This is a genomic window from Tenacibaculum sp. MAR_2010_89 (assembly GCF_900105985.1).
GTDB lineage: Bacteria > Bacteroidota > Bacteroidia > Flavobacteriales > Flavobacteriaceae > Polaribacter > Polaribacter halocynthiae.
Genome location: NZ_FNUB01000005.1, coordinates 1,001,490 through 1,023,507 on the forward strand (window position 1 = coordinate 1,001,490; position 22,018 = coordinate 1,023,507).

At 30.2% G+C, this 22,018-nt stretch carries 14 protein-coding genes; 8 read left to right on the forward strand and 6 right to left on the reverse strand.

Going from position 1 to position 22,018, the window contains the following annotated elements:
- From BLV71_RS08030 to BLV71_RS08045, 4 genes are all read left to right on the forward strand, one after another.
- Positions 1–1,938, forward strand: coding sequence for an OmpA family protein (locus BLV71_RS08030; protein WP_093870046.1), 1,938 nt, complete (start codon positions 1–3; stop codon positions 1,936–1,938).
- A 119-nt stretch (positions 1,939–2,057) separates the two neighbouring features.
- Positions 2,058–5,465: an isoleucine--tRNA ligase gene (gene ileS, locus BLV71_RS08035; protein WP_093870047.1), complete on the forward strand. Its 3,408-nt coding sequence runs from the start codon at positions 2,058–2,060 to the stop codon at positions 5,463–5,465.
- 4 nt (positions 5,466–5,469) lie between these two features.
- A complete protein-coding gene (locus BLV71_RS08040; protein WP_093871988.1) occupies positions 5,470–5,847 on the forward strand; it encodes a TraR/DksA family transcriptional regulator in 378 nt (125 codons plus the stop codon).
- A 321-nt stretch (positions 5,848–6,168) separates the two neighbouring features.
- The gene (locus BLV71_RS08045; protein ID WP_093870048.1) at positions 6,169–8,061 is read left to right on the forward strand and encodes a M61 family metallopeptidase; all 1,893 of its coding nucleotides are present in this window, start codon (positions 6,169–6,171) and stop codon (positions 8,059–8,061) included.
- A 62-nt stretch (positions 8,062–8,123) separates the two neighbouring features.
- On the opposite strand, the gene BLV71_RS08050 is transcribed toward BLV71_RS08045, so the two are convergent.
- From BLV71_RS08050 to BLV71_RS08075, 6 genes are all read right to left on the reverse strand, one after another.
- A complete protein-coding gene (locus BLV71_RS08050) occupies positions 8,124–8,543 on the reverse strand; it encodes a thiol-disulfide oxidoreductase DCC family protein (RefSeq protein WP_093870049.1) in 420 nt (139 codons plus the stop codon).
- A 2-nt stretch (positions 8,544–8,545) separates the two neighbouring features.
- On the reverse strand, positions 8,546–9,832 hold the full coding sequence (locus BLV71_RS08055) for a hypothetical protein (protein WP_093870050.1): 1,287 nt from the start codon (positions 9,830–9,832) through the stop codon (positions 8,546–8,548).
- A gap of 82 nt (positions 9,833–9,914) precedes the next feature.
- The gene (locus tag BLV71_RS08060; RefSeq protein ID WP_093870051.1) at positions 9,915–10,718 is read right to left on the reverse strand and encodes a helix-turn-helix domain-containing protein; all 804 of its coding nucleotides are present in this window, start codon (positions 10,716–10,718) and stop codon (positions 9,915–9,917) included.
- Positions 10,719–10,746: 28 nt separating this feature from the next.
- Positions 10,747–12,297, reverse strand: coding sequence for a hypothetical protein (locus tag BLV71_RS08065; RefSeq protein WP_093870052.1), 1,551 nt, complete (start codon positions 12,295–12,297; stop codon positions 10,747–10,749).
- A 2-nt stretch (positions 12,298–12,299) separates the two neighbouring features.
- The gene (locus BLV71_RS08070; RefSeq protein WP_093870053.1) at positions 12,300–13,163 is read right to left on the reverse strand and encodes an ABC transporter ATP-binding protein; all 864 of its coding nucleotides are present in this window, start codon (positions 13,161–13,163) and stop codon (positions 12,300–12,302) included.
- Between the two features lie 4 nt (positions 13,164–13,167).
- Complete coding sequence (locus BLV71_RS08075) at positions 13,168–14,472, reverse strand: serine hydrolase domain-containing protein (RefSeq protein ID WP_093870054.1); 1,305 nt, start codon at positions 14,470–14,472, stop codon at positions 13,168–13,170.
- 217 nt (positions 14,473–14,689) lie between these two features.
- On the opposite strand from BLV71_RS08075, the gene BLV71_RS08080 reads away from it, so the two are divergent.
- The 4 genes from BLV71_RS08080 to BLV71_RS08095 all read left to right on the forward strand — a co-directional run bounded on the left by BLV71_RS08080 (position 14,690) and on the right by BLV71_RS08095 (position 21,275).
- Positions 14,690–15,664 carry a sensor histidine kinase gene (locus BLV71_RS08080; protein ID WP_093870055.1) on the forward strand — a complete coding sequence of 325 codons (975 nt, stop codon included), beginning with the start codon at positions 14,690–14,692 and terminating at the stop codon, positions 15,662–15,664.
- Complete coding sequence (locus BLV71_RS08085; protein WP_093870056.1) at positions 15,665–16,378, forward strand: LytR/AlgR family response regulator transcription factor; 714 nt, start codon at positions 15,665–15,667, stop codon at positions 16,376–16,378.
- Between the two features lie 51 nt (positions 16,379–16,429).
- Positions 16,430–17,002, forward strand: a complete 573-nt coding sequence (locus BLV71_RS08090) for a lipoprotein signal peptidase (protein WP_093870057.1) — start codon at positions 16,430–16,432, stop codon at positions 17,000–17,002.
- Between the two features lie 271 nt (positions 17,003–17,273).
- A complete protein-coding gene (locus tag BLV71_RS08095) occupies positions 17,274–21,275 on the forward strand; it encodes a choice-of-anchor L domain-containing protein (protein ID WP_093870058.1) in 4,002 nt (1,333 codons plus the stop codon).
- Positions 21,276–22,018 lie beyond the last annotated feature (743 nt).

Here is a 22,018-nt window from a genome sequence, read left to right on the forward strand (position 1 = left end):
ATGAAAAGAACAATACTTTTATTATTATTGTTAGTAACTGCTATGGCTTTTGGGCAACGAAAATATGCAGCTGATAGGTATTTTAAAGAATACGCTTATAAAAAATCAGCAGAACTGTATGAAACTATTTATAACAAAGATGACAAAACATATTTGGTTATAAGTAGGTTGGCAGACTCATATTATTTTAATGTTGATTTTGATAAAGCAGAAAAATGGTATGCTGAATTAATGAACAAATTCGAATTAATGGCTTTACCAAAGCATGTGTTTAGATATGCTCAAACATTAAAAAGTAATGGTAAAATTGAAGAGTCAGATAGTTGGTTATTGAAATTGAAAAGAAATGATAGTAGAGTAAAAGCATTAGAGAAAAATAAAAATTACTTTATAGAATATTCAAACAGGCCAAAAACGTATATAAATATTCACAATCTTTCAGTGAATACAAAGTATTCTGATTTTGGTGGTTTTGTACATGATAATACATTGTATTTCGCTTCTACTAAACCTATAGATGTTAAAGATACTCGATTATATAAATGGAATAATCAACCATATTTAAACGTTTATTCGTCTAAAGAAAAAAACGTCGGAGAAGATAGAATATTATATGTAGGCACTTCAGAAAAATTAAATTCAATAAATTCTAAATATCATGAATCTAATGTAGTTATAACAAGAGATGGTTCAACAATGTATTTTACTAGAAATAATTATGATGGTGATAAATTAAAAGGAGATAAAGAAAGAACTACACATTTAAAGATATATAAAGTAAGTAAAGTAAATGAGGTGTGGGGTGATTTGAAAGAATTATCTTTTAATAATGATAATTATTCTGTAGGGCATCCTGCATTAAGTCCTGATGAGAGAACATTATACTTTGTATCTGATATGCCGAATGGCTATGGAAGCACAGATATTTATAAAGTAGCCATAGATGATAATGGTAATTATGGAAAACCAGAAAATTTAGGTGCAACAATTAATACTGAAGGAAGAGAAATGTTTCCATTTGTAGGAAATGATAATCGGTTGTATTTTTCTTCAGATGGGCATATAGGATTAGGAGCTTTAGATATTTTTGAGAGCGAGATAAAAGAAAACTCTTTTTCAGAGCCTATAAATTTGGGAAAACCTATTAATGGACCTAGAGATGATTTTTCTTTTGTAATAAATAAAGAGCTTTTTCAGGGATATTTTACATCAAATAGAAAAGGAGGAAAAGGAGATGATGATATTTATAGTTTTATAATTTACAACTGTAAAGAAGATATAAAAGGAATTGTATCAGACACAAGAACTGGAAACCCTATTGATAATGTAACTGTACGATTAATAAATGAAAAAGGAGAACCAATATCTGAGCAAGTAACAAAATCTGATGGAGCTTATTCTTTTGAAAAAATTGATTGTGAAAAGAACTTTGTAGTGGTCGCTTCAAAAGATGATTATAAAGCAACACAAAAAGAAACAGTAACTTTAGATGTAAATAAGAAAGTATTAAAAACAGATTTACAATTAGAGTCTTTAATTGTAGAAAATCAAATAATTATAAACCCAATTTATTTTGACTTTGACCTATTCAATATTCGAGAGGATGCTGAATATGAATTAGAAAACATTGTGTCTGTTATGAAAAACAATCCAGAAATGGTTATAAAAATTGAATCACATACAGATAGTAGAGGAACTAAAGAGTATAATAGAATTCTTTCAGATAATAGAGCTAAATCTACAAGAGATTATATAATTTCAAGAGGAATTGATTCAAAAAGAATAGAAAGTGCAATTGGTTATGGGGAAGACCAATTATTAAATAATTGTAAAGAAGGAAGAAAAAGTAAATGTACAGAAGAAGAACATCAAAAGAATAGAAGATCGTATTTTTATATTTTAGAAACTATTAAAAATGTAAAATCAAGTAATAAATAATATAGTAAAGTATATAAAAGCAAAAAAACGTCTCTATTCAGAGGCGTTTTTTTATAAGTCAAACATTACAATTACAAGAAAATACGTAATTTCGCACATTCAATAAATATAATAACAAAATGAGTAAGAAGTTTACTGAATACAAAGGCTTGGATTTACCAAAAGTAGCAGAAGAAATATTAAACTACTGGGAAGAAAACAACATCTTTGAGAAAAGTATTACTAGCCGTGAAGGAAATGAGCCGTTTGTTTTTTTTGAAGGACCACCTTCAGCAAATGGGTTGCCTGGAATTCACCATGCAATGGCACGCTCTATTAAAGATATTTTTTGTCGCTATAAAACTCAAAAAGGATACCAAGTAAAGCGTAAAGCAGGTTGGGATACACATGGTTTACCAGTAGAACTTGGAGTAGAAAAAGAATTAGGAATAACTAAAGAAGATATAGGAACCAAAATAACTGTAGAAGAATATAATACAGCCTGTAAAACAGCAGTAATGCGTTATACGGATATTTGGAATGACCTAACTCAAAAAATGGGCTATTGGGTAGATATGGAAGATCCATATATTACTTATAAGCCTAAATACATGGAATCAGTATGGTGGTTGTTAAAACAAATTTATAATAAAAACTTATTGTATAAAGGATATACAATTCAACCTTATTCACCAAAGGCAGGAACAGGTTTAAGCTCACATGAGTTAAACCAACCAGGAACTTATCAAGATGTAACTGATACGACTGTTGTTGCGCAATTTAAAACGATAAAAGATACATTACCTGAGTTTTTACAAGTAGAAGGAGATATTCATTTCTTAGCTTGGACAACAACACCATGGACATTACCAAGTAATACTGCTTTAACAGTTGGACCTAAAATCGAGTATGTTTTAGTAAAAACATTTAATCAATACACATTTGAAACTATTCAAGTAGTATTAGCAAAAAACTTAGTAGCAAAACAATTTGCTGGAAAGAAATTTGAACAAGTTGAAAACGAAAGTGATTTAAATAAGTACACAAAAGAAGATAAACAAATTCCATATTTAATTACTAATGAATTTATAGGTAAAGATTTAGTAGGTATTAAATATGAGCAATTATTAGATTACGTATTGCCTTATCAAAATCCAGAAAATGCATTTAGAGTAATTTCTGGTGATTTTGTAACTACTGAAGATGGTACAGGTATAGTTCACACTGCACCAACTTTTGGAGCTGACGATGCATTAGTAGCAAAACAAGCTACACCTGAGGTGCCACCATTGTTAGTATTAGATGAAAATGAAAACCCAGTTCCATTAGTAGATTTACAAGGTAAATTCAGGCAAGAAGTAAGTGAGTTTGCAGGTAAATATGTTAAGAATGAATATTATGCTGATGGAGAGGCTCCAGAAAAGTCAGTAGATGTTGAAATAGCAATTAAACTTAAAACTGAAAATAAAGCTTTTAAAGTTGAAAAGTATGTGCATAGCTATCCTAACTGTTGGCGTACAGATAAACCAATTTTATATTACCCATTAGATTCTTGGTTTATTAAGGTAACCGATGTTAAGGAAAAAATGTTCGACTTAAACGAAACAATTAACTGGAAACCAAAATCAACAGGAGAAGGGCGTTTTGGTAACTGGTTAAAAAATGCAAATGATTGGAATTTATCTCGTTCTCGTTTTTGGGGAATACCTTTACCTATTTGGCGTACTGAAGATGGAACTGAACAGTTATGTATTGGGTCATTAGCAGAGCTAAAAGAAGAGATAAAAAAATCAGTAGAAGCAGGAGTACTTTCTGAAGATATTTTTGCCGACTTTGAAGTAGGTAACATGTCTGAAGAGAACTATGATAAAATTGATTTACATAAAAATGTTGTAGATAAAATTATCTTAGTATCAGCTTCAGGAAAACCAATGCATAGAGAAAGTGATTTAATTGATGTTTGGTTTGACTCTGGTTCAATGCCTTATGCACAATGGCATTATCCGTTTGAAAATAAAGAGTTAATAGATAATACAGAAAGTTTCCCTGCAGATTTTATAGCTGAAGGAGTAGATCAAACACGTGGATGGTTTTATACTTTACATGCAATTGGAGCCATGGTGTTCGATTCTGTAGCATATAAAAATGTTGTATCTAATGGTTTAGTATTAGATAAAAACGGACATAAAATGTCTAAGCGTTTAGGAAATGCTGTTGATCCGTTTAAAACTCTAGCTGAATATGGGCCAGATGCTACACGTTGGTATATGATTTCAAATGCAAATCCATGGGATAACTTAAAATTTGATTTAGCCGGTATAGAAGAAGTAAAACGTAAGTTTTTTGGTACGCTATATAATACATATTCTTTCTTTACATTGTATGCTAATATTGATAACTTTAGTTATAGTGAAGCTGATGTTCCATTAAATGAAAGGCCTGAAATTGACCGTTGGATTTTATCTGAATTAAATACATTAATTAAAAAAGTTGATACTTTCTATTCAGAATACGAACCTACTAGAGCAACTAGAGCAATTTCAGATTTTGTACAAGATCATTTAAGTAATTGGTACGTTCGTTTATGTAGAAGACGTTTTTGGAAAGGAGAATACGCACAAGATAAAATATCAGCTTATCAAACGTTATATACATGTATGCTTACTGTAGCTAAGTTAGGATCACCAGTAGCTCCATTCTTTATGGATAGACTCTATAAGGATTTAACTGCTGCAACTCAAAAAGAAAATTTTGAAAGTGTTCATATAGCAGAATTTCCAAAATATGATGAATCTTTTGTGAATAAATCATTAGAAAGAAAAATGGAAAATGCACAAACTATTTCTTCTTTAGTTCTTTCTTTAAGAGCAAAAGAAAAAATAAAAGTGCGTCAGCCGCTACAAAAGATAATGATTCCTATACTTGATGAAACTCAAAAAGAGGAGATACTAGCAGTTGCTGATTTAATAAAATCTGAGGTAAATGTTAAAGAAATTCAATTGTTAGATGATGCTTCTGGTATATTAGTAAAACAAATAAAACCAAACTTTAAAGCTTTAGGGCCTAAGTTTGGTAAAGATATGAGATTGATAGCTAGCAAGATACAGTCTTTTTCTCAAGAAGATATTGCAATAATTGAAAAAGAAGGGAAAATATCTGTTGAAATTAATGAGAAAATTGTTAATTTAGAAACCGCTGATGTAGAAATTTCATCAAAAGATATTGAAGGCTGGTTAGTAGCAAATGCAGAAGGATTAACAGTGGCTTTAGATGTTACCATAACAGATGATTTACGTAAAGAAGGAGTAGCGAGAGAATTAATAAATAGAATTCAAAATGCACGTAAGGAAACTGGTTTAGAAGTAACAGATAGAATACGATTAACTTTCTTAAATTTTGCAGATTTACAAGAATCAATATTAGCAAATGAAACCTATATTAAAACAGAAACATTAACAAATGAGTTGGTTTTTGTTGAAGCGTTAGAAAATGGTACAGAAATTGAATTTGATACCATTAAAAGTAAAATGTTAATTGAAAAAATATAGCATTATGAATGACGTTAATGTAAGATACTCTGATAATGATTTACAAGAGTTCAAAGAAATTATTTTAAAGAAAATTGAAAAATCTGAAGAAGATTTAAAGTTGTTACAAGATTCCTATAAAAATGGATCTGGTAATGGTACTGAAGATACTTCACCCACCTTTAAATCCTTTGAAGAAGGTTCAGATACAATGTCTAAAGAAGCAAACATGCAACTAGCTATTAGACAAGAAAAATTTATCCGTGATTTAAAAAATGCGTTAGCACGTATTGAAAATAAAACATACGGAGTTTGTAGAGTTACAGGTAAGTTAATTCAAAAAGAACGATTAAAATTAGTACCGCATGCGACATTAAGTATTGAAGCAAAGCGTAAGCAATAATTTTTATAATTTTGTTAAGACATATAAAAAAGACTCCTGACTTAGGAGTCTTTTTTGGTTCAATACATAGGAAGTAATTTTCTAGATATTAGTATGTTTTCTATACCGACCGTTTTTTAATAAGAAAAGGTACTAAAAAGGTTAATAGTCAGGGTGAAATAATCGTTTTTTTGATATGAAATATTTAACTGAAAAGGAAAACTTAGTATAAAATTTATCCATGCTAATATTATCCTTTAAGAGAATTAACTTCTTTTTATAAAAAAATAAAGTAACAGATTGTACCTTTAGGCGTCTTATATAGAAGAAAAAATATTAAAAATGAATAAAAGCATATTAATTACTGCTATGGCAGGAGTATTATTAGTTGGATGTAATACTTCAAAAACTAAGTTTAACGATTTAGCTACTTCAAATCCAATAGAAACAACATTAGATTTAACTAAAGTTGAAAATGATAAAGTACCTGTAACGATAAACCCTGGACGATTTACTACAGAAAAAGTAACGTATAGATTACCAAGAGTTGTTCAAGGTACATATTCTGTTAGTGATTTTGGTAAATATGTTGATGGTTTTAAAGCATTTGATTATAAAGGAAATGCTTTATCAGTAAAAAAGGTTGATACTAATACTTGGGAAATTAATAATGCAGCTAGTTTAGATAAAATAACATATTTAGTAAATGATACTTTTGATATGGAGGTTAAAGGAGGTATAGGAGGAGAAGTTCCTTTTTCACCTGCAGGAACTAATATTGAAAACACAAACTACGTTTTAAACTTACATGGATTTATTGGATATTTTGATTCATTAAAAAATAGTCAATATAAGTTAGATGTAGTAGCTCCATCAAAATTTGCTAGAACTTCAGCTTTACAAGAAGTTGGAACAAAAACTAGTAAAGATGGAACTTCTTTAACTACAAGTTATTTTGCCCCTCGTTATTTTAATATAACTGATAATCCAATGTTTTATGGTGAATTAGATGTTGAAGAATTTAAAGTAGGTGATATTAAAATTGTATTAAGTGTATACTCTCCAAATAAAAAACATTCTGCTGAAAAAATTAAAGCGGTAATGGAAAAAATGATGCAAGCTCAAAAAGCTTATTTAGGTAGTGTTAATAGTACAGCTCGTTATGATATTTATTTATATTTATCAGATGGGTCTGAGAAAGCACCTAAAGGATTTGGAGCTTTAGAACATCATACTTCTACTGTAGTAGTTTTACCAGAAGGAATGCCTGATAATGCTTTAGCTAAAAGTATGATTGATGTTGTGTCTCACGAGTTTTTTCATATTGTAACTCCTTTAAGTGTTCATTCTGAAGACGTACATTATTTTGATTATAACCAACCAACTTTTTCAAAGCACTTATGGATGTATGAAGGAGTAACTGAATATTTTGCAACCTTATTTCAAGTAAATCAAGGATTAGTGAATGAAGATGAGTTTTATGCGAAAGTTATGGGTAAAATTAAATCAGCTTCTGGAATGAATGATACTATGAGTTTTACTAAAATGAGTGAAAATGTTTTAGATAAACCATACGCTCCACAATATTATAATGTTTACCAAAAAGGAGCTTTAATTGGTATGTGTATTGATATTTTAATGCGAGAAGAGAGTAATGGAAATAGAGGTATTTTATCATTAATGAAAGAATTATCTAATAAATATGGAAAAAATAAACCATTTGTAGATGATAATTTAATTGAAGAAATAACAGCAATGACTTATCCGTCAATTGGAGCTTTTTTAAATACACATGTTGTAGGAACTACTCCAATAGATTATAATACATTTTTTGCTAAAGCAGGATTAAATATTTCTGAATCTAAAGTAAAAACCAATTATATTCAAAATGATGGGGTTATGATTGTAAAAGGTGATAAACCAACTCAAAGTGTAAGGTTTACTGGAGGAGTTAAAAATAATAGCTTTTGGGCAGAAAATGGGGCGCAACCTAATGATGCTATTAAAGCAGTTGATGGAGTTGTGTTAACTAAAGAAAATGCAAATCAGATATTTAGAACAATGTATATGTGGCAGCCTGGAAAAGAAGTAGAGGTTAAATTAGAAAGAGATGGTAAAGAAGTTGTAATTAAAACAACATTAACTCAATCATATACAAAAGGAAGTAGTTTAAAAGAAAATTCAAACGCAACTCAAAAACAAAAGGAGTTACGTAAAGTATGGTTAAAAGGATAACCTAATTTAGTTTATAAAAAAAGACCAATGTTAAAACATTGGTCTTTTTTTATAAAACATTTTTAAGATAAAAAACGATTATTCAATTCTGGTGTTGGAATATAACAAGCTTCTTTTTTACCAAACCATTTGTACCTGTTTTTTGCAATATAAGAATACACTGCATCTCTAATAAAAGTAGGTACAATAAAAAAAATACTCAATAGCTTTACTGGAATATTTAATTTCAAGGCTATTTTTAATGCGGCAGTAGATTTAGCATATATCTTTTTATCTGGAGTAAATAGTAAAATAGAGTCTACTTTATTAGTATCAATATTAAAATGACTAATAATATTTCTTCCAATTTCCCCTTGTAAAGAAGTAAATAAAAATATTTTCTTTTTATCATGTTTAATAACATATTGTACACTATTGTTGCACAAGTTACAAACACCATCAAAAAGTATTAAATAATTATTTTCAGGAATATTTGGTAGCATATTTATCTATTATAAGGGAATTCATTAACCCAATTAAAACCTCTATTAGTTAATAGGAATTTCTTTTTGTAATCTTTAGTTCTTTTTAATTTGATTGATATAGTATCTAGTTTTACGGTTCCTTTTAAATAAAAATTAGTACTATCTCCTTCTGTATATTTTAAATTATAGATTTCTAAAGTATCTCTATAATTTTTTAAAATCAGTTCATTTTTTGTTGAATCAACAGTTAATTTATACCATTGACTTTTTTTGCCAATTGGTTTAATTTTTGCATATTTTTTACCATCAATCATTAAGTATTTCCATTTCTTTGTATTGTTAGAAGAAGAGATTAATGTATCGTTTAATTTAAATTCATCTACTTCATAAAGCCCTCTTAATATACTTTTGGAACTATTACCATAGTACTTTTCTTTAGATTCTAAAGTGCTATAAGTACCGTATCCTAAAACGTATCCTAAAAGTAATACTTTAAAAGCTAACATGGCTTTACTAATACCCTTTTTTAAAATAGGTTTATATATATCTGTAAGAGCAATAGGAGTTCTTAAAAAGAAAAATTCCCATAAAGTTTTAAAGTTTCTTGCTATTAAAAACGCACACATTAAAAATAAATGTGTAGAAAGTATTTTTACAGGAACATCATAAAAATAATTTACAGCCATAACATTTGCTGTAGTCATTAGCGTGATAATTAATCCAAAAGTTAGTGTTCTTCTAAATAAAAGTAGCACAGCTGCAACTTCAGCAATTCCCATAAATAAATTATAGCCTTTAGAAAAACCTAAGAAAGTCCATGCTAGCCCCATAGGAGAAGAATCTCCATAAGTTTGAGTTAATCTAGACATTGATGGGGCAGAAAATTGTAGTTGTATTACTTTAACCATCCCATAATTAATTAACATTAATCCTACATAACAGCGCACTGCTAGTGTTAACCAATAATACATTTTTGAATAGCTCTTAGTTTTTTTATCTAAAAAAGACCATACTATTGTTGATAACAAAGCTATAAGAGCGATTGTGAAAATTAATGTATAATCGTAAGTAGTATCTCCACTTCCGTTAGGACCAACTCTAATTTTATAAGTAATTCCTAAAATGTTTTTACCTACCCAAGGAATAAAATTATGTAAAAACTTATTGAAAAGTTCGCTAATGTAGCCAAAAAAAGGATAAGCGCCATTATTCTTAAAAAGGATAAATAAGGTAAAATAAGTAAAGAAAAAACGAAATAATATTTTTTCAGAAATAGACCAGATATTAATTTTCGGAAAAGTATTCATAATTTTTAATAATTGATAAAATATAACTTTCGAAAGTTACTTTTCAATTATAAAAATTAATTGTATTAAATGGACATTAACATTATTTTATATTTTTAAAATAAATTTCTTTTTCAGATAAAATACTGACATTTTTAAAAAAATGTTTTGGAGTTTCACTAGTTAGCTTTTTAAATATTTTATTAAAAAAAGCCTGATCATAAAATCCTGAATCAAAAGCAACATCAGATAACTTAAAAAAAGAGTTTTTAGACTTCATTTTTTTTAAAGAGTAACGAAATTTAATGTTTTTTCTTAAAATTGAAGGAGTAATTCCACAGTGTGTTAAAAAAAGACGATATAGCTTTTTATAACTACAATTGCATTTTTTAGCAATCTGGTGAATAGTTAATTCATTACTCTTCATAAGCGAAATACTTTTTAAAATAATTTCTAAATCTTTTTTTTCATTCAGTTTAGTAAGCAGAAAATCTTCAATTAATTTAATTTTAGTTATCTCTGTTTTATTAAAAAAAGTAGGATTATCTTTTAAGAAATCGTCAAACTCTTCAATTTGAAAAAAAGGGATTCTATTATAATTTTTAGTAATAAATTGAGATAAACCAAAAGCTTTGAAAATAATTACAAATTCTTTTACAACTCCTTTGCTGTTTACAAATAAAGGAGTTGTAAATTTATTTAAAGCAGTGAAAGAATTTGAAAAAGAGGAGTCTTCTGTAATTTTAATTTCATTATTAGAATAAGTTACATCAGCATTTTTAAAAAGACAAACAACATTACAGTCTGAAGGATATGCATAATATGCTTCATTGTTTAATTCTAATTCATAATAAAAGAGAATGTATTTTTCTAAATGAGGACTCGGTTTTATTGTTTTAATCTCCACTGATATTGTATTGTTTGTTTTTTAAGAGTTATAAGTTTCTTATCATTATTTTTCGTATTAAAAAACTAAAGACTATTAGTAAAATGATAGTAATTAATAGTTTAGCAATATAAATAGAATTATGTGTTAAGGCTCCAAAATAATCAACAAAAGGTATTCTATTGATATTGGCATAGGTAATCATGAAAAATAATACTTCAAATAACTTCTTTCCTTTTGTTAGGATCCCTAAAAAAATAGCTATTAAAGCAATAAAGATAGCACCTAAAATAATTGAACTAAAAGCTATAACGTCACCATGAATTATTAGGCGGATATATAAAGGACTTGCTAATAATAAAAGTAATAAAACACTTGCTAAAATTTGAGAAAATAATAAACGAGAAAGAGGTTTATATGATGAGAATGAAAAATAATAAATATCATTTTCAATTTCTTTTGTTGAAACATCTGATAACCTACCTACTTGTAAAAACCATAAAATGGGCAAAATAAATTGATGAGCAATTTGTAAAGGGGTTAGTAATAACGAAATCATTCCAGCAAAATTAATAAGCCATAACCATGTTTTTCCTTTTCTAATTAATAAGAGAAATTCGGTTTTTAGTAATGGGGAAATTTTGTAATTAGATTTAACCATTGGTAAATTAAGTAGAGTAATATCTTTGTATAAAGTTTTTTGTTTAGGTTTGATTTTAGATGGCTTATTTGAACTTTTTTCTTTTAAATTAAAACGATGAAAAAATAATGAAGTAATAGCTATTGCTCCTATAGAAAAAAGAATCCATGCTAAACGACTTAAAATAAAAGTTATTGGAAATGTTATTCCGTCAAATTGAAATTTTTTAGCTTCTTTTACATTTCCTAAAACATAACCTATACTTAGCTCTTTAGTTTTTTTCGCATTGGTAATCTTTCTCACTTGATTTTCCATATGATGCATTACTATTTCAGTGCCTAAAATATCTAATGAAAAATTGTTTTGATTCTTTTTGTTAGAAAGCATCAGTAGCGAGAATAAAAAGAAGAAACCGATATTTTGTAGAACAGAATACTTCCCTAAAAAGACTTCAAAAATAACAGCGATGCATGAAATAATAAAAAGAGCAGGTATTGTTATTATAAAGTAAGGTTTTATAAAATGAAGAATTTCAAAAGGGAAACCGTCATTGTAGAAAAAGAAAAGTATACTACTCATGATAAAGATGGTGCATAAAATGGCTAGTAAAACTAAAAAATTACTTAAAACTTTAGAAAATAAATAGTTGAAGTTTTCAATTTTAGTAGAAGCAATAATTTGGCCTACTTTTGTTTCTAAATCAGTTTTAATACTATTGTTAATTAAGTAAAAACCAATTAAAGACAGAAAAAGACTTGACATGATTGCAGTAACATAACCAAACCAAGCAGCGTTATAAGTGCCAATATAATTAGCAATTCGTATAGTTGAATAATTAGCATTAGGTTCAGGAATAAAAGTGTAGGCAATTGCTAAACTAGCACAAAGTGTAATTAAAAAAGCATAGCTTCTTGTACGTTGTAAATAATCTAATTTTATAATGGTAAAGAATGATTTCATAATTAATTAGTTTTAGTTAAGTATAAATAGGCATCTTCTAAATTAGCTTGCTGTTTTATGGCATTACTATCAGGTTTTTCAGAAATATATCTAACAATTAAATCGCCGTTTTTACGTGTAGTACTTACTATAATATGTGAGTTTTTGAACGCTGTATAATCTTCTTTTGCAATTTTAGTTTCATAAACTTTATCCTGAACTTTTCTTATGATATTTTCTTGATGACCTTTTACTATCAAAGAACCATTTTTAAGGATAGCAACTTGATCAGCAATTGTATCAATATCAGAAACAATATGAGAAGATAAAATAACAATACAGTTGTTTGCTAAGTCTGAAATTAAATTACGAAAACGAACACGTTCTTCAGGATCTAAGCCAACAGTAGGTTCATCAAAGATTAAAATTTTAGGGCTATTTATTAAAGCTTGTGCAATACCTACACGTTGTTTCATACCTCCTGAATAACTGCCTATTGGTTTTTTAGCAGCGCCAATTAAATTTAGACCTTCTAATAATTGTGTTATTCTTGGTTGTAGATTTTTACCACCAACTCCTTTCATTGCAGCCATGTATTCTAAAAATTCATAAGCATTTAAATTTGGGTATACTCCGAAGTCTTGAGGCAGAAAACCTAATTGTTTACGTATATAGTTTGCGTCTTTAGTTATGTTGTTTTTATTTAATAAAATAGTTCCATTAGAAGGTTTACTTAAGGTTGCAATCATTTTTAGTAAGGTAGATTTTCCAGCACCATTAGGACCTAATAATCCTAAAATCCCTTTTTCAATAGTCATTGAAAAATCTTTTAAACCGTACTTTTCTTTGTTATATTTCTTTGATATATTTTGTATTTCTAATTTCATTTTTTTATGATTTTATAAGTTTAATAGTAGTTTCTAACCCATTTTGTCTAAAAATTAATTCTTGAGGTTTTTCAGGGTTTACTTCTAGTTCTACACCAAAACTGCCATTATATAATTTGTTTTTTTCTTTACTTATTAAAATAACTTGGGCTCCTTGAGCTAAAAAATAAAGATGATTATTTTCTTCTTTAATTTCCATTGTCATTTTCATTCCATGTGAGTTAAATAGGTATTTACCTAATACATTTTTGAAATCTGAAGTAACATTTTTATTAAAAGAGATTGTATCTGTTTTACCATCTATAAAATTGAAAAGCTCATTTTTAAGCATTCTATTAAAAGGAATTATACGAGCATTACTAAATAGAAGAATTAAGTTTTTGTTTTTAGGATTGTAGTATTCTCTAAAAGAATATCCAATGTTGTTACCACCATGGCCAACATATCCATCTTTAAATTTCATAATTCCCAAACCATAATTAGCTTCATCAAAAGCAGTAAACTTTTGTAAAGATTTTTCAGAAATCAATGTTCCCTTTTGAAATAAGTGATTGTAAAACTTTGACATGTCGTTTAAATTAGACGCAACACTTCCTGCAGCATAGGCATAATTAGCAAAGAACCTATAATCTAAATACGATGTTATATCTTCTTTTTTGTGAATAGGTTTTGCTAAATTTTTTAGTTTTTTTGATACATAAGGGTAGGTATTTGTCATGTTACAAGGAGTAAAAATCCTTTCTTGTAATAAGTTGAAATAACTTTTATCGTTTACTTTTTCTAAAAGATGACCTAATAGAATATAATTAGTATTGCAGTAATCATACTTCCCAATTTTTTTAGGATTATTTTTAGGTATTTTATTAAGAAAATTTGAATTATAGAAAGAATCATTTTTTGCATAAAAATCCTTTTCAAAATTTTTCCCTACAATTTCTCCCAAACCACTTCTGTGTCTTAGTAATGTTTCAATAGTTAAACTTCCGTCAACATTTTTAATTGGCTGTAAATAAGTCCCAATCGAATCCGATAGCTTTATTGTTCCTTTTTCAACTTCTTGTAAAAGTAAAATAGCAGTCATTTTTTTAGTAGCGCTTCCAATATTGAAAATAGTATGATTGTTAAAATTGTATTTGCCAGCGTTGGCAACTGTAGTTTTACCGTTTTGTTGAACTAATACAGCAACTCCCTGATTTAATTCTTTAATATAAGGTGTGTATTTATCTAATTGTAGTTGTAGTGATTGTGCATAAATAATAGTAGATGTTATGCTAAAAAGAAAAATAAAGATTGATCTGTGAAATTTCATAATTAATAGTTTTTTATAATGAACACTTCAAAAGTCAATCAAAAGTTGTATTGAAAAAAAGAAGAGTGATAAACCATATTTAAAAAATGACAAAAGTGATTTTTACTATAATCATTGGTAGGAGTATGTTCAAATAAAAAAAAGTATCTTTCATCATTAAAAAATGGTTATTTTGTAAGTATAATGTATGTTTGAAGGATGTTTTTAAATAGAAGAAATGAAAAAAATTGATACTTGGATTGATAATAAAGTAGTACAAAATGTTTTTGTTTGGGGATGCTTATTCCTAGTGCTAGTAGGTGGAATACAATCAGAAAACAGATTGTCTGCAGCTTTTTATGCTATTTTATTTATTGTACCAACTATTTACTCAACTAACTATTTTATTTTACCGTTTTTTAATAAAAAGAAAATTACCTTTTTAATATTCTTTATATTAAATGGAATTATTTTTACAATTGTTCCTGTATACCTTATAAGTAAATCTTTAAAGCAAACATTAAGTTTAAAAATGTTTTTAAATCTTTTTGGATTTGTATTACTAGCAATGGTTTTTGGAATGGCTGTAAAAATTGCAAGAGATAGTTTTTCTCGCCGTCAGCAAGAAAAAGAAGCTGAGTTAAAGTTATTGAAAGCGCAGTTAAACCCACATTTTTTGTTTAATACATTAAATAATTTATATGGACTATCTGTTGTTAAATCAGATAAGTTACCAAGTTTAATGTTAAAGCTTTCTGATTTATTACGTTATAGTTTATATGAAACAAAAGAGGTTTATGTAGCACTTGAAAAAGAATTAAGTTACCTTCAAAATTATGTTTCTCTAGAAAAAATAAGATTAGAAGAACAATCTGAAATTAATTTTAAATTAGAAGGTAATTATATAGGAAAACAAATTGCTCCTATGCTATTAATTGTTTTTGTAGAAAATGCATTTAAACATTTAGGAGTTAGTTTAGATGAAAAAAGTAATGTTAAAGTGCTAGTCGATGTCACTGATGAAAACTTAAAGTTTGAATGTATAAATTCAACAGATTCAGGTTTGAAAGAAAATGATTTAGAAAAAGGAAAAAGTGGAATAGGATTACAAAATGTTAAAAAACGATTGAGTTTAATGTATCCTGAAACTCATAAGTTAGAGATTGTAAAAACAGAAAATGAATATAAAGTGAAATTAATACTTGATTTTTAGATGGAGAACCTCAAATGCATTATAGCTGATGATGAGCCAATAGCTCGTCAAATATTAGAAAGTTATATTAAAGAATTACCAAATTTAGAGTTAATATCATCGTGTAAAAATTCGTTTGAAGTAATGGCTGTTTTACAAGAAAAAGAAGTAGATCTACTTTTTTTAGATATTAATATGCCTAAACTTTCAGGTTTAAGTTTGTTAAAAACATTACAACAAAAACCATCAGTAATAATTACTACTGCATATCCTGAATATGCGGTAGAAGGTTTTGAATTATCTGTAACTGATTATTTGTTAAAACCTTTTTCGTTTGAACGTTTTTTTCAAGCTGTCATGAAAATAAAAAAGAAAGGAGTTATAAAATCAGAAGTGTTTTCTAAAAATAAAGAAGAAGAAAATAGTTCAATCTTTGTAAAGAGTGATAAAAAAATTATTAAACTAAATTTTAATGAAATCAATTATATTGAGGCTTATGGAAATTATATAAAAATTTATACAGATAAAAGAATTCTTACTCCACAAACACTTACTGATTTCTTAAAGAAAATACCGACTAACTTTATAAGAATTCATAAATCATTTGCTATTAACTTTAACAAAATTGTAATGATAGACGGTAATCAAATTGTATTACAAAACGAATTAAAATTAGCTATAGGGAAATCTTATAGGAAAGAACTTTTACAAAGAATAGATAAAGGTTTAGACTAAATTAGTCAATAACAATAGTTTTCTTATTTTTGTTGCTATTAAAATAAAAAAATGTCAAAAAAGAACATAGCAATCCTAACAGTAATTTTAGCAATTTTAATTGATCAAATAAGTAAGATATATGTGAAAACACATTTTACTCTAGGTGAAGAGGTAGTTGTTTTTAGCGACTGGTTTAAAATTCACTTTACTGAAAATAATGGAATGGCTTGGGGTTTTGAGTTTGGCGGTAAATCAGGAAAATTATTTTTAACGTTATTTAGACTAGTAGCTGTAACAGGTATTATATATTGGTTAATACAAAGTATAAAAAGAAAAACACATAACGCAGTAATTATAGCTATAGCCTTAATTTTAGCTGGAGCAGTTGGTAATATTATAGATTCAGTGTTTTATGGTGTTATTTTCGATTCTTCTATGCATAAAGTAGCTACGTTATTTGCTGATAAGCCTTATGGAGAATTATTTTATGGTAAAGTAGTTGATATGCTTTATTTTCCAATATATGAGGGTGAAAGTTTTACTTTTTTTAATGCTATTTTTAATGGTGCAGATTCTTGGATTACTATAGGAGTAATTTTACTTTTTATATTTAATAAGCAAGCTTTTCCTAAAGAAAACTAGTTTTAATTTTTATTTTTTCATTGCTGATCTAGAGTAGGTTAGGTGATTAATTATTTCTTTTTTTTTTGTAAATGTTAAATTTTTGTGTATATTAGCAATCAATTAGAGTAATATTGTCCCCCACACAATATTTTACACTTAAAGAAATTTACTCTTTTCATTATACTATAATTTTAGTATAATCTTTTACTATTTACTTTTTACTGAAAATGAATAATTAACTTTTAAAGTTTTAAAAGTTCAATTATTAATCTAATCTAATCCCCAAATTATGATTAAAAAGTATTCGTTCAGTAATCATTCTTTTTTATTGTTTGTTACATTTCTATTATTAGGAATAGGTACCTTGTTTTCTCAAGCAACCTATACAACAAATCCTTCAGCAGCAGCAATTGCAGCAGAATTACAATCGTCTGGTATCATTATTAGCAATCCAGTAATAACCTCTGGTACGGCTAATCAACTTGGTATATTTTCAAGCGGAACTACAAGTGCAAGTTTAGAGATAGATAGCGGTGTTGCTTTTACAACTTCGTCTATAGCAACAGCCTTTAATAATAATAATGTGAATGCATATAATTCTGAAGGGTTTGATGGAGGTTTCCCTTTTACTGATGAAGATTTAACAAATATTAATGCTACAGCTAACAGAGATGTTGTAGTTTTTGAGTTTGATTTTGTAGCCCAGCCAAACTATGTAGGTGTTTTGGTTGAGTATCAATTTGGTTCAGAGGAGTACCCTGATTATGTAGGGTCAGTTTTTAATGATGTTTTTGGTTTTTTTGTATCTGATCCTACTGGTTCTGATCCTTCTGTACCAGATGGGGATGTTAATTTAAATAACTTTTATGATTTTGGGGAAACACCAGCTTTAAATTTAGCAGTTGTACCTGGTACTTCTAATGCTGTATCAATTAATAATTTAAATGCAGGTTTTAAAGGGTGTGCACAAGATGGGGTAACTCCAGTCGATTTAACACAATCTGCTTTATATATTAACAATGGACATAACCCTGACAATGATGCTGATCCTAATAATACAGCTTCATGTAGCTTAAATGATCAAATAAAACCTATTCACACAGAATTTAATGGAATTACTAAAAAATTTACAACAAATATAAACTTAATTGTAGGTGTTACTTATCACATGAAAATAGCAATTGCTGATGTAGGTGATCAAAGTTTAGACTCAGGAGTTTTTGTTTCAAGTGTAGGTGGGCTTCCAATTATTGTAACGAACGATGACTCTGGAAGTGCTGTTACAACTTCAGGAGGAGTAGCTGTAGCTAATGTTTTAGTAAATGACACTGTAGGAACCGTAACAAATCCTCCTGTAGCAGATGTAGATTTAGTTGAGGTAAGTTCAACAAACGCAGGTGTTAGTTTAAATACAAGCACAGGTGAAGTTAATGTTGCTCCTGGAACAACTCCAGGCACATATTCATTAGTATATAGCACTTGTAAACCTGCGCCAACTAATTGTAGTTCTTCTACAGTAACAGTAACTGTTTTACCAGATGTAGATGGAGATAACATAACAGATTCAGTAGATTTAGATAATGATAATGACGGAATACTAGATATCAATGAAAGACCCTGCTATGCTTTCTCTGATGATTTTGGAACTGGAACTGGAAGTCCAGCTACTAGTCATCCTAATGTTCCAGCTGCAAATGTAGCAAACGTAAGAGTAGGTACTAATACAGATTTCGCAGGACAAGCTTGGTATCAGCCAAATTCTGGCTTAGATGCTGCTGGTAATGCAGAAGGAAAATATATAGCTTTAGATAATCCTATTGGAGTAGCTCCAGTTTTGGTTTATCAAGAGAATATAACAGTACAGGCTAATGAACAATATTCTTATAGTTTATTTGCTGTAGCAGCAAAAGAAGAAAGTGGTCAGCCAGCTAGTGCATATCCAGATGTTAGGATGCAAATTAAAGATGGGGTTGGAACAGTTTTACAAACAATTGACACAGGAACATTAACATTAGATTGGCAACGATTTGAGTTTTTATTTACTTCTACTACTACAACAGTTACCGTAGAAATATATAATAATAATGCTGATGCAGCATATAATACTTTATTACTAGATGAGATTGCTATTTCTTTAATTTCATGTGATACAGATAAAGACGGAACACCTGACTATTTAGATACAGATAGTGATAATGACGGATGTCCAGATTCAGTAGAATCTGGAGGAACAGACGCTACTAAAGATGGAGTTTTAGACGGAACTGGTTTCGATAGTAGTGGTCGAGTAACTGGAGGAACAGGAGGTTATAATGGAGTTAATGGAACTGAAATTATTAGTGAAGTGATTTCGAACGTTGTCATAACACCTGATCCGGCTTCAGTTTGTACTGGTAGTAATATAACATTAACAGCTACACCAACTGGACTTCGAGTTACTAATTTTGGAACAACCGGAGCAACAGGAGATGATATAACAACAGCTATTCCTTCAGGAGATTATGTGTATAAATGGTTTTTAGGAACTAGTACTACTCCTTTAACAAATGTAGCACCTTATAGTGGTACTTCTACTGCTTCTTTAGTGATTACAAATGCAACAGCAGGTTTATCTGGTAATAATTATAGAGTTGAAGTAACATCAACAAATAATAGTTGTCCACAAGAAGATACAGTAGCATTAACGGTTAATACTACTCCAGCAACGCCAGTAGTAAGTGTAACAGCAGCAAGCTGTTCAAGTGCAGCGGTAGTCACGGTAACAAATTATGTAGCAAGCGGGGTAACGTATACCTCTAGTCCAGCAGGTTTAACCGTAGGAGCTGGTGGAGTTGTAAGCGGAGGAGTAGATGGAACTTCTTATACGATTACTGCTACTAGTACCAGCGCAGGAAGTTGTCCAAGTACAGCCTCTTCAAGCTTTACTAATGATACCGATAGTCAATTAACAGTACCGAGTACGCCAGTAGTAAGTGTAACAGCAGCAAGCTGTTCAAGTGCAGCGGTAGTAACGGTAACAAATTATGTAGCAAGTGGTGTAACCTATACCTCTAGTCCAGCAGGCTTAACCGTAGGAGTAGGAGGAGTTGTAAGCGGAGGAGTAGATGGAACTTCTTATACGATTACAGCTACTAGTACAAGCGCAGGAAGTTGTCCAAGTACAGCCTCTTCAAGCTTTACTAATGATACCGATAGTCAATTAACAGTACCGAGTACGCCAGTAGTAAGTGTAACAGCAGCCAGCTGTTCAAGTGCAGCGGTAGTCACGGTAACAAATTATGTAGCAAGCGGGGTAACCTATACCTCTAGTCCAGCAGGTTTAACCGTAGGAGCAGGAGGAGTTGTAAGCGGAGGAGTAGATGGAACTTCTTATACCATTACAGCTACTAGTACCAGCGCAGGAAGTTGTCCAAGTACGGCCTCTTCAAGCTTTACTAATGATACCGATAGTCAATTAACAGTACCGAGTACGCCAGTAGTAAGTGTAACAGCAGCAAGCTGTTCAAGTGCAGCGGTAGTCACGGTAACAAATTATGTAGCAAGCGGGGTAACCTATACCTCTAGTCCAGCAGGTTTAACCGTAGGAGCAGGAGGAGTTGTAAGCGGAGGAGTAGATGGAACTTCTTATACGATTACTGCTACTAGTACCAGCGCAGGAAGTTGTCCAAGTACGGCCTCTTCAAGCTTTACGAATGATACCGATAGTCAATTAACAGTACCGAGTACACCAGCAGTAAGTGTAACAGCAGCAAGCTGTTCAAGTGCAGCGGTAGTAACGGTTACAAATTATGTAGCAAGTGGTGTTACGTATACCTCTAGTCCAGCAGGCTTAACCGTAGGAGCAGGAGGAGTTGTAAGCGGAGGAGTAGATGGAACTTCTTATACGATTACTGCTACTAGTACAAGCGCAGGAAGTTGTCCAAGTACGGCCTCTTCAAGCTTTACTAATGATACCGATAGTCAATTAAACAGTACCGAGTACACCGCAGTAAGTGTAACAGCAGCAAGCTGTTCAAGTGCAGCGGTAGTAACGGTAACAAATTATGTAGCAAGTGGTGTAACCTATACCTCTAGTCCAGCAGGATTAACCGTAGGAGCAGGAGGAGTAGTAAGCGGAGGAGTAGATGGAACTTCATATACGATTACTGCTACTAGTACTAGCGCAGGAAGTTGTCCAAGTACGGCCTCTTCAAGTTTTACTAATGATACCGATAGTCAATTAACAGTACCGAGTACGCCAGTAGTAAGTGTAACAGCAGCTAGCTGTTCAAGTGCAGCGGTAGTACGGTAACAAATTATGTAGCAAGTGGTGTAACCTATACTTCTAGTCCAGCAGGATTAACCGTAGGAGCAGGAGGAGTTGTAAGCGGAGGAGTAGATGGAACTTCTTATACGATTACAGCTACTAGTACCAGCGCAGGAAGTTGTCCAAGTACGGCCTCTTCAAGCTTTACTAATGATACCGATAGTCAATTAACAGTACCGAGTACGCCAGTAGTAAGTGTAACAGCAGCAAGCTGTTCAAGTGCAGCGGTAGTAACGGTAACAAATTATGTAGCAAGTGGTGTTACGTATACCTCTAGTCCAGCAGGCTTAACCGTAGGAGCAGGTGGAGTTGTAAGCGGAGGAGTAGATGGAACTTCTTATACGATTACAGCTACTAGTACCAGCGCAGGAAGTTGTCCAAGTACAGCCTCTTCAAGCTTTACTAATGATACCGATAGTCAATTAACAGTACCGAGTACGCCAGTAGTAAGTGTAACAGCAGCCAGCTGTTCAAGTGCAGCGGTAGTCACGGTTACAAATTATGTAGCAAGCGGGGTTACGTATACTCTAGTCCAGCAGGATTAACCGTAGGAGCAGGAGGAGTTGTAAGCGGAGGAGTAGATGGAACTTCTTATACCATTACAGCTACTAGTACCAGCGCAGGAAGTTGTCCAAGTACAGCCTCTTCAAGCTTTACTAATGATACCGATAGTCAATTAACAGTACCGAGTACGCCAGTAGTAAGTGTAACAGCAGCAAGCTGTTCAA

Excerpts from the sequence above, each read along its gene's own strand:
- BLV71_RS08090 (WP_093870057.1), top strand. The coding sequence starts at position 16,430 with ATGTCAAAAAAGAACATAGCAATCCTAACAGTAATTTTAGCAATTTTA.
- BLV71_RS08040 (WP_093871988.1), top strand. The coding sequence starts at position 5,470 with ATGAATGACGTTAATGTAAGATACTCTGATAATGATTTACAAGAGTTC.
- BLV71_RS08030 (WP_093870046.1), top strand. The coding sequence starts at position 1 with ATGAAAAGAACAATACTTTTATTATTATTGTTAGTAACTGCTATGGCT.
- BLV71_RS08050 (WP_093870049.1), bottom strand. The coding sequence starts at position 8,543 with ATGCTACCAAATATTCCTGAAAATAATTATTTAATACTTTTTGATGGT.
- BLV71_RS08065 (WP_093870052.1), bottom strand. The coding sequence starts at position 12,297 with ATGAAATCATTCTTTACCATTATAAAATTAGATTATTTACAACGTACA.
- BLV71_RS08075 (WP_093870054.1), bottom strand. The coding sequence starts at position 14,472 with ATGAAATTTCACAGATCAATCTTTATTTTTCTTTTTAGCATAACATCT.
- BLV71_RS08055 (WP_093870050.1), bottom strand. The coding sequence starts at position 9,832 with ATGAATACTTTTCCGAAAATTAATATCTGGTCTATTTCTGAAAAAATA.
- BLV71_RS08070 (WP_093870053.1), bottom strand. The coding sequence starts at position 13,163 with ATGAAATTAGAAATACAAAATATATCAAAGAAATATAACAAAGAAAAG.
- BLV71_RS08095 (WP_093870058.1), top strand. The coding sequence starts at position 17,274 with ATGATTAAAAAGTATTCGTTCAGTAATCATTCTTTTTTATTGTTTGTT.
- BLV71_RS08085 (WP_093870056.1), top strand. The coding sequence starts at position 15,665 with ATGGAGAACCTCAAATGCATTATAGCTGATGATGAGCCAATAGCTCGT.
- ileS (WP_093870047.1), top strand. The coding sequence starts at position 2,058 with ATGAGTAAGAAGTTTACTGAATACAAAGGCTTGGATTTACCAAAAGTA.
- BLV71_RS08080 (WP_093870055.1), top strand. The coding sequence starts at position 14,690 with ATGAAAAAAATTGATACTTGGATTGATAATAAAGTAGTACAAAATGTT.
- BLV71_RS08045 (WP_093870048.1), top strand. The coding sequence starts at position 6,169 with ATGAATAAAAGCATATTAATTACTGCTATGGCAGGAGTATTATTAGTT.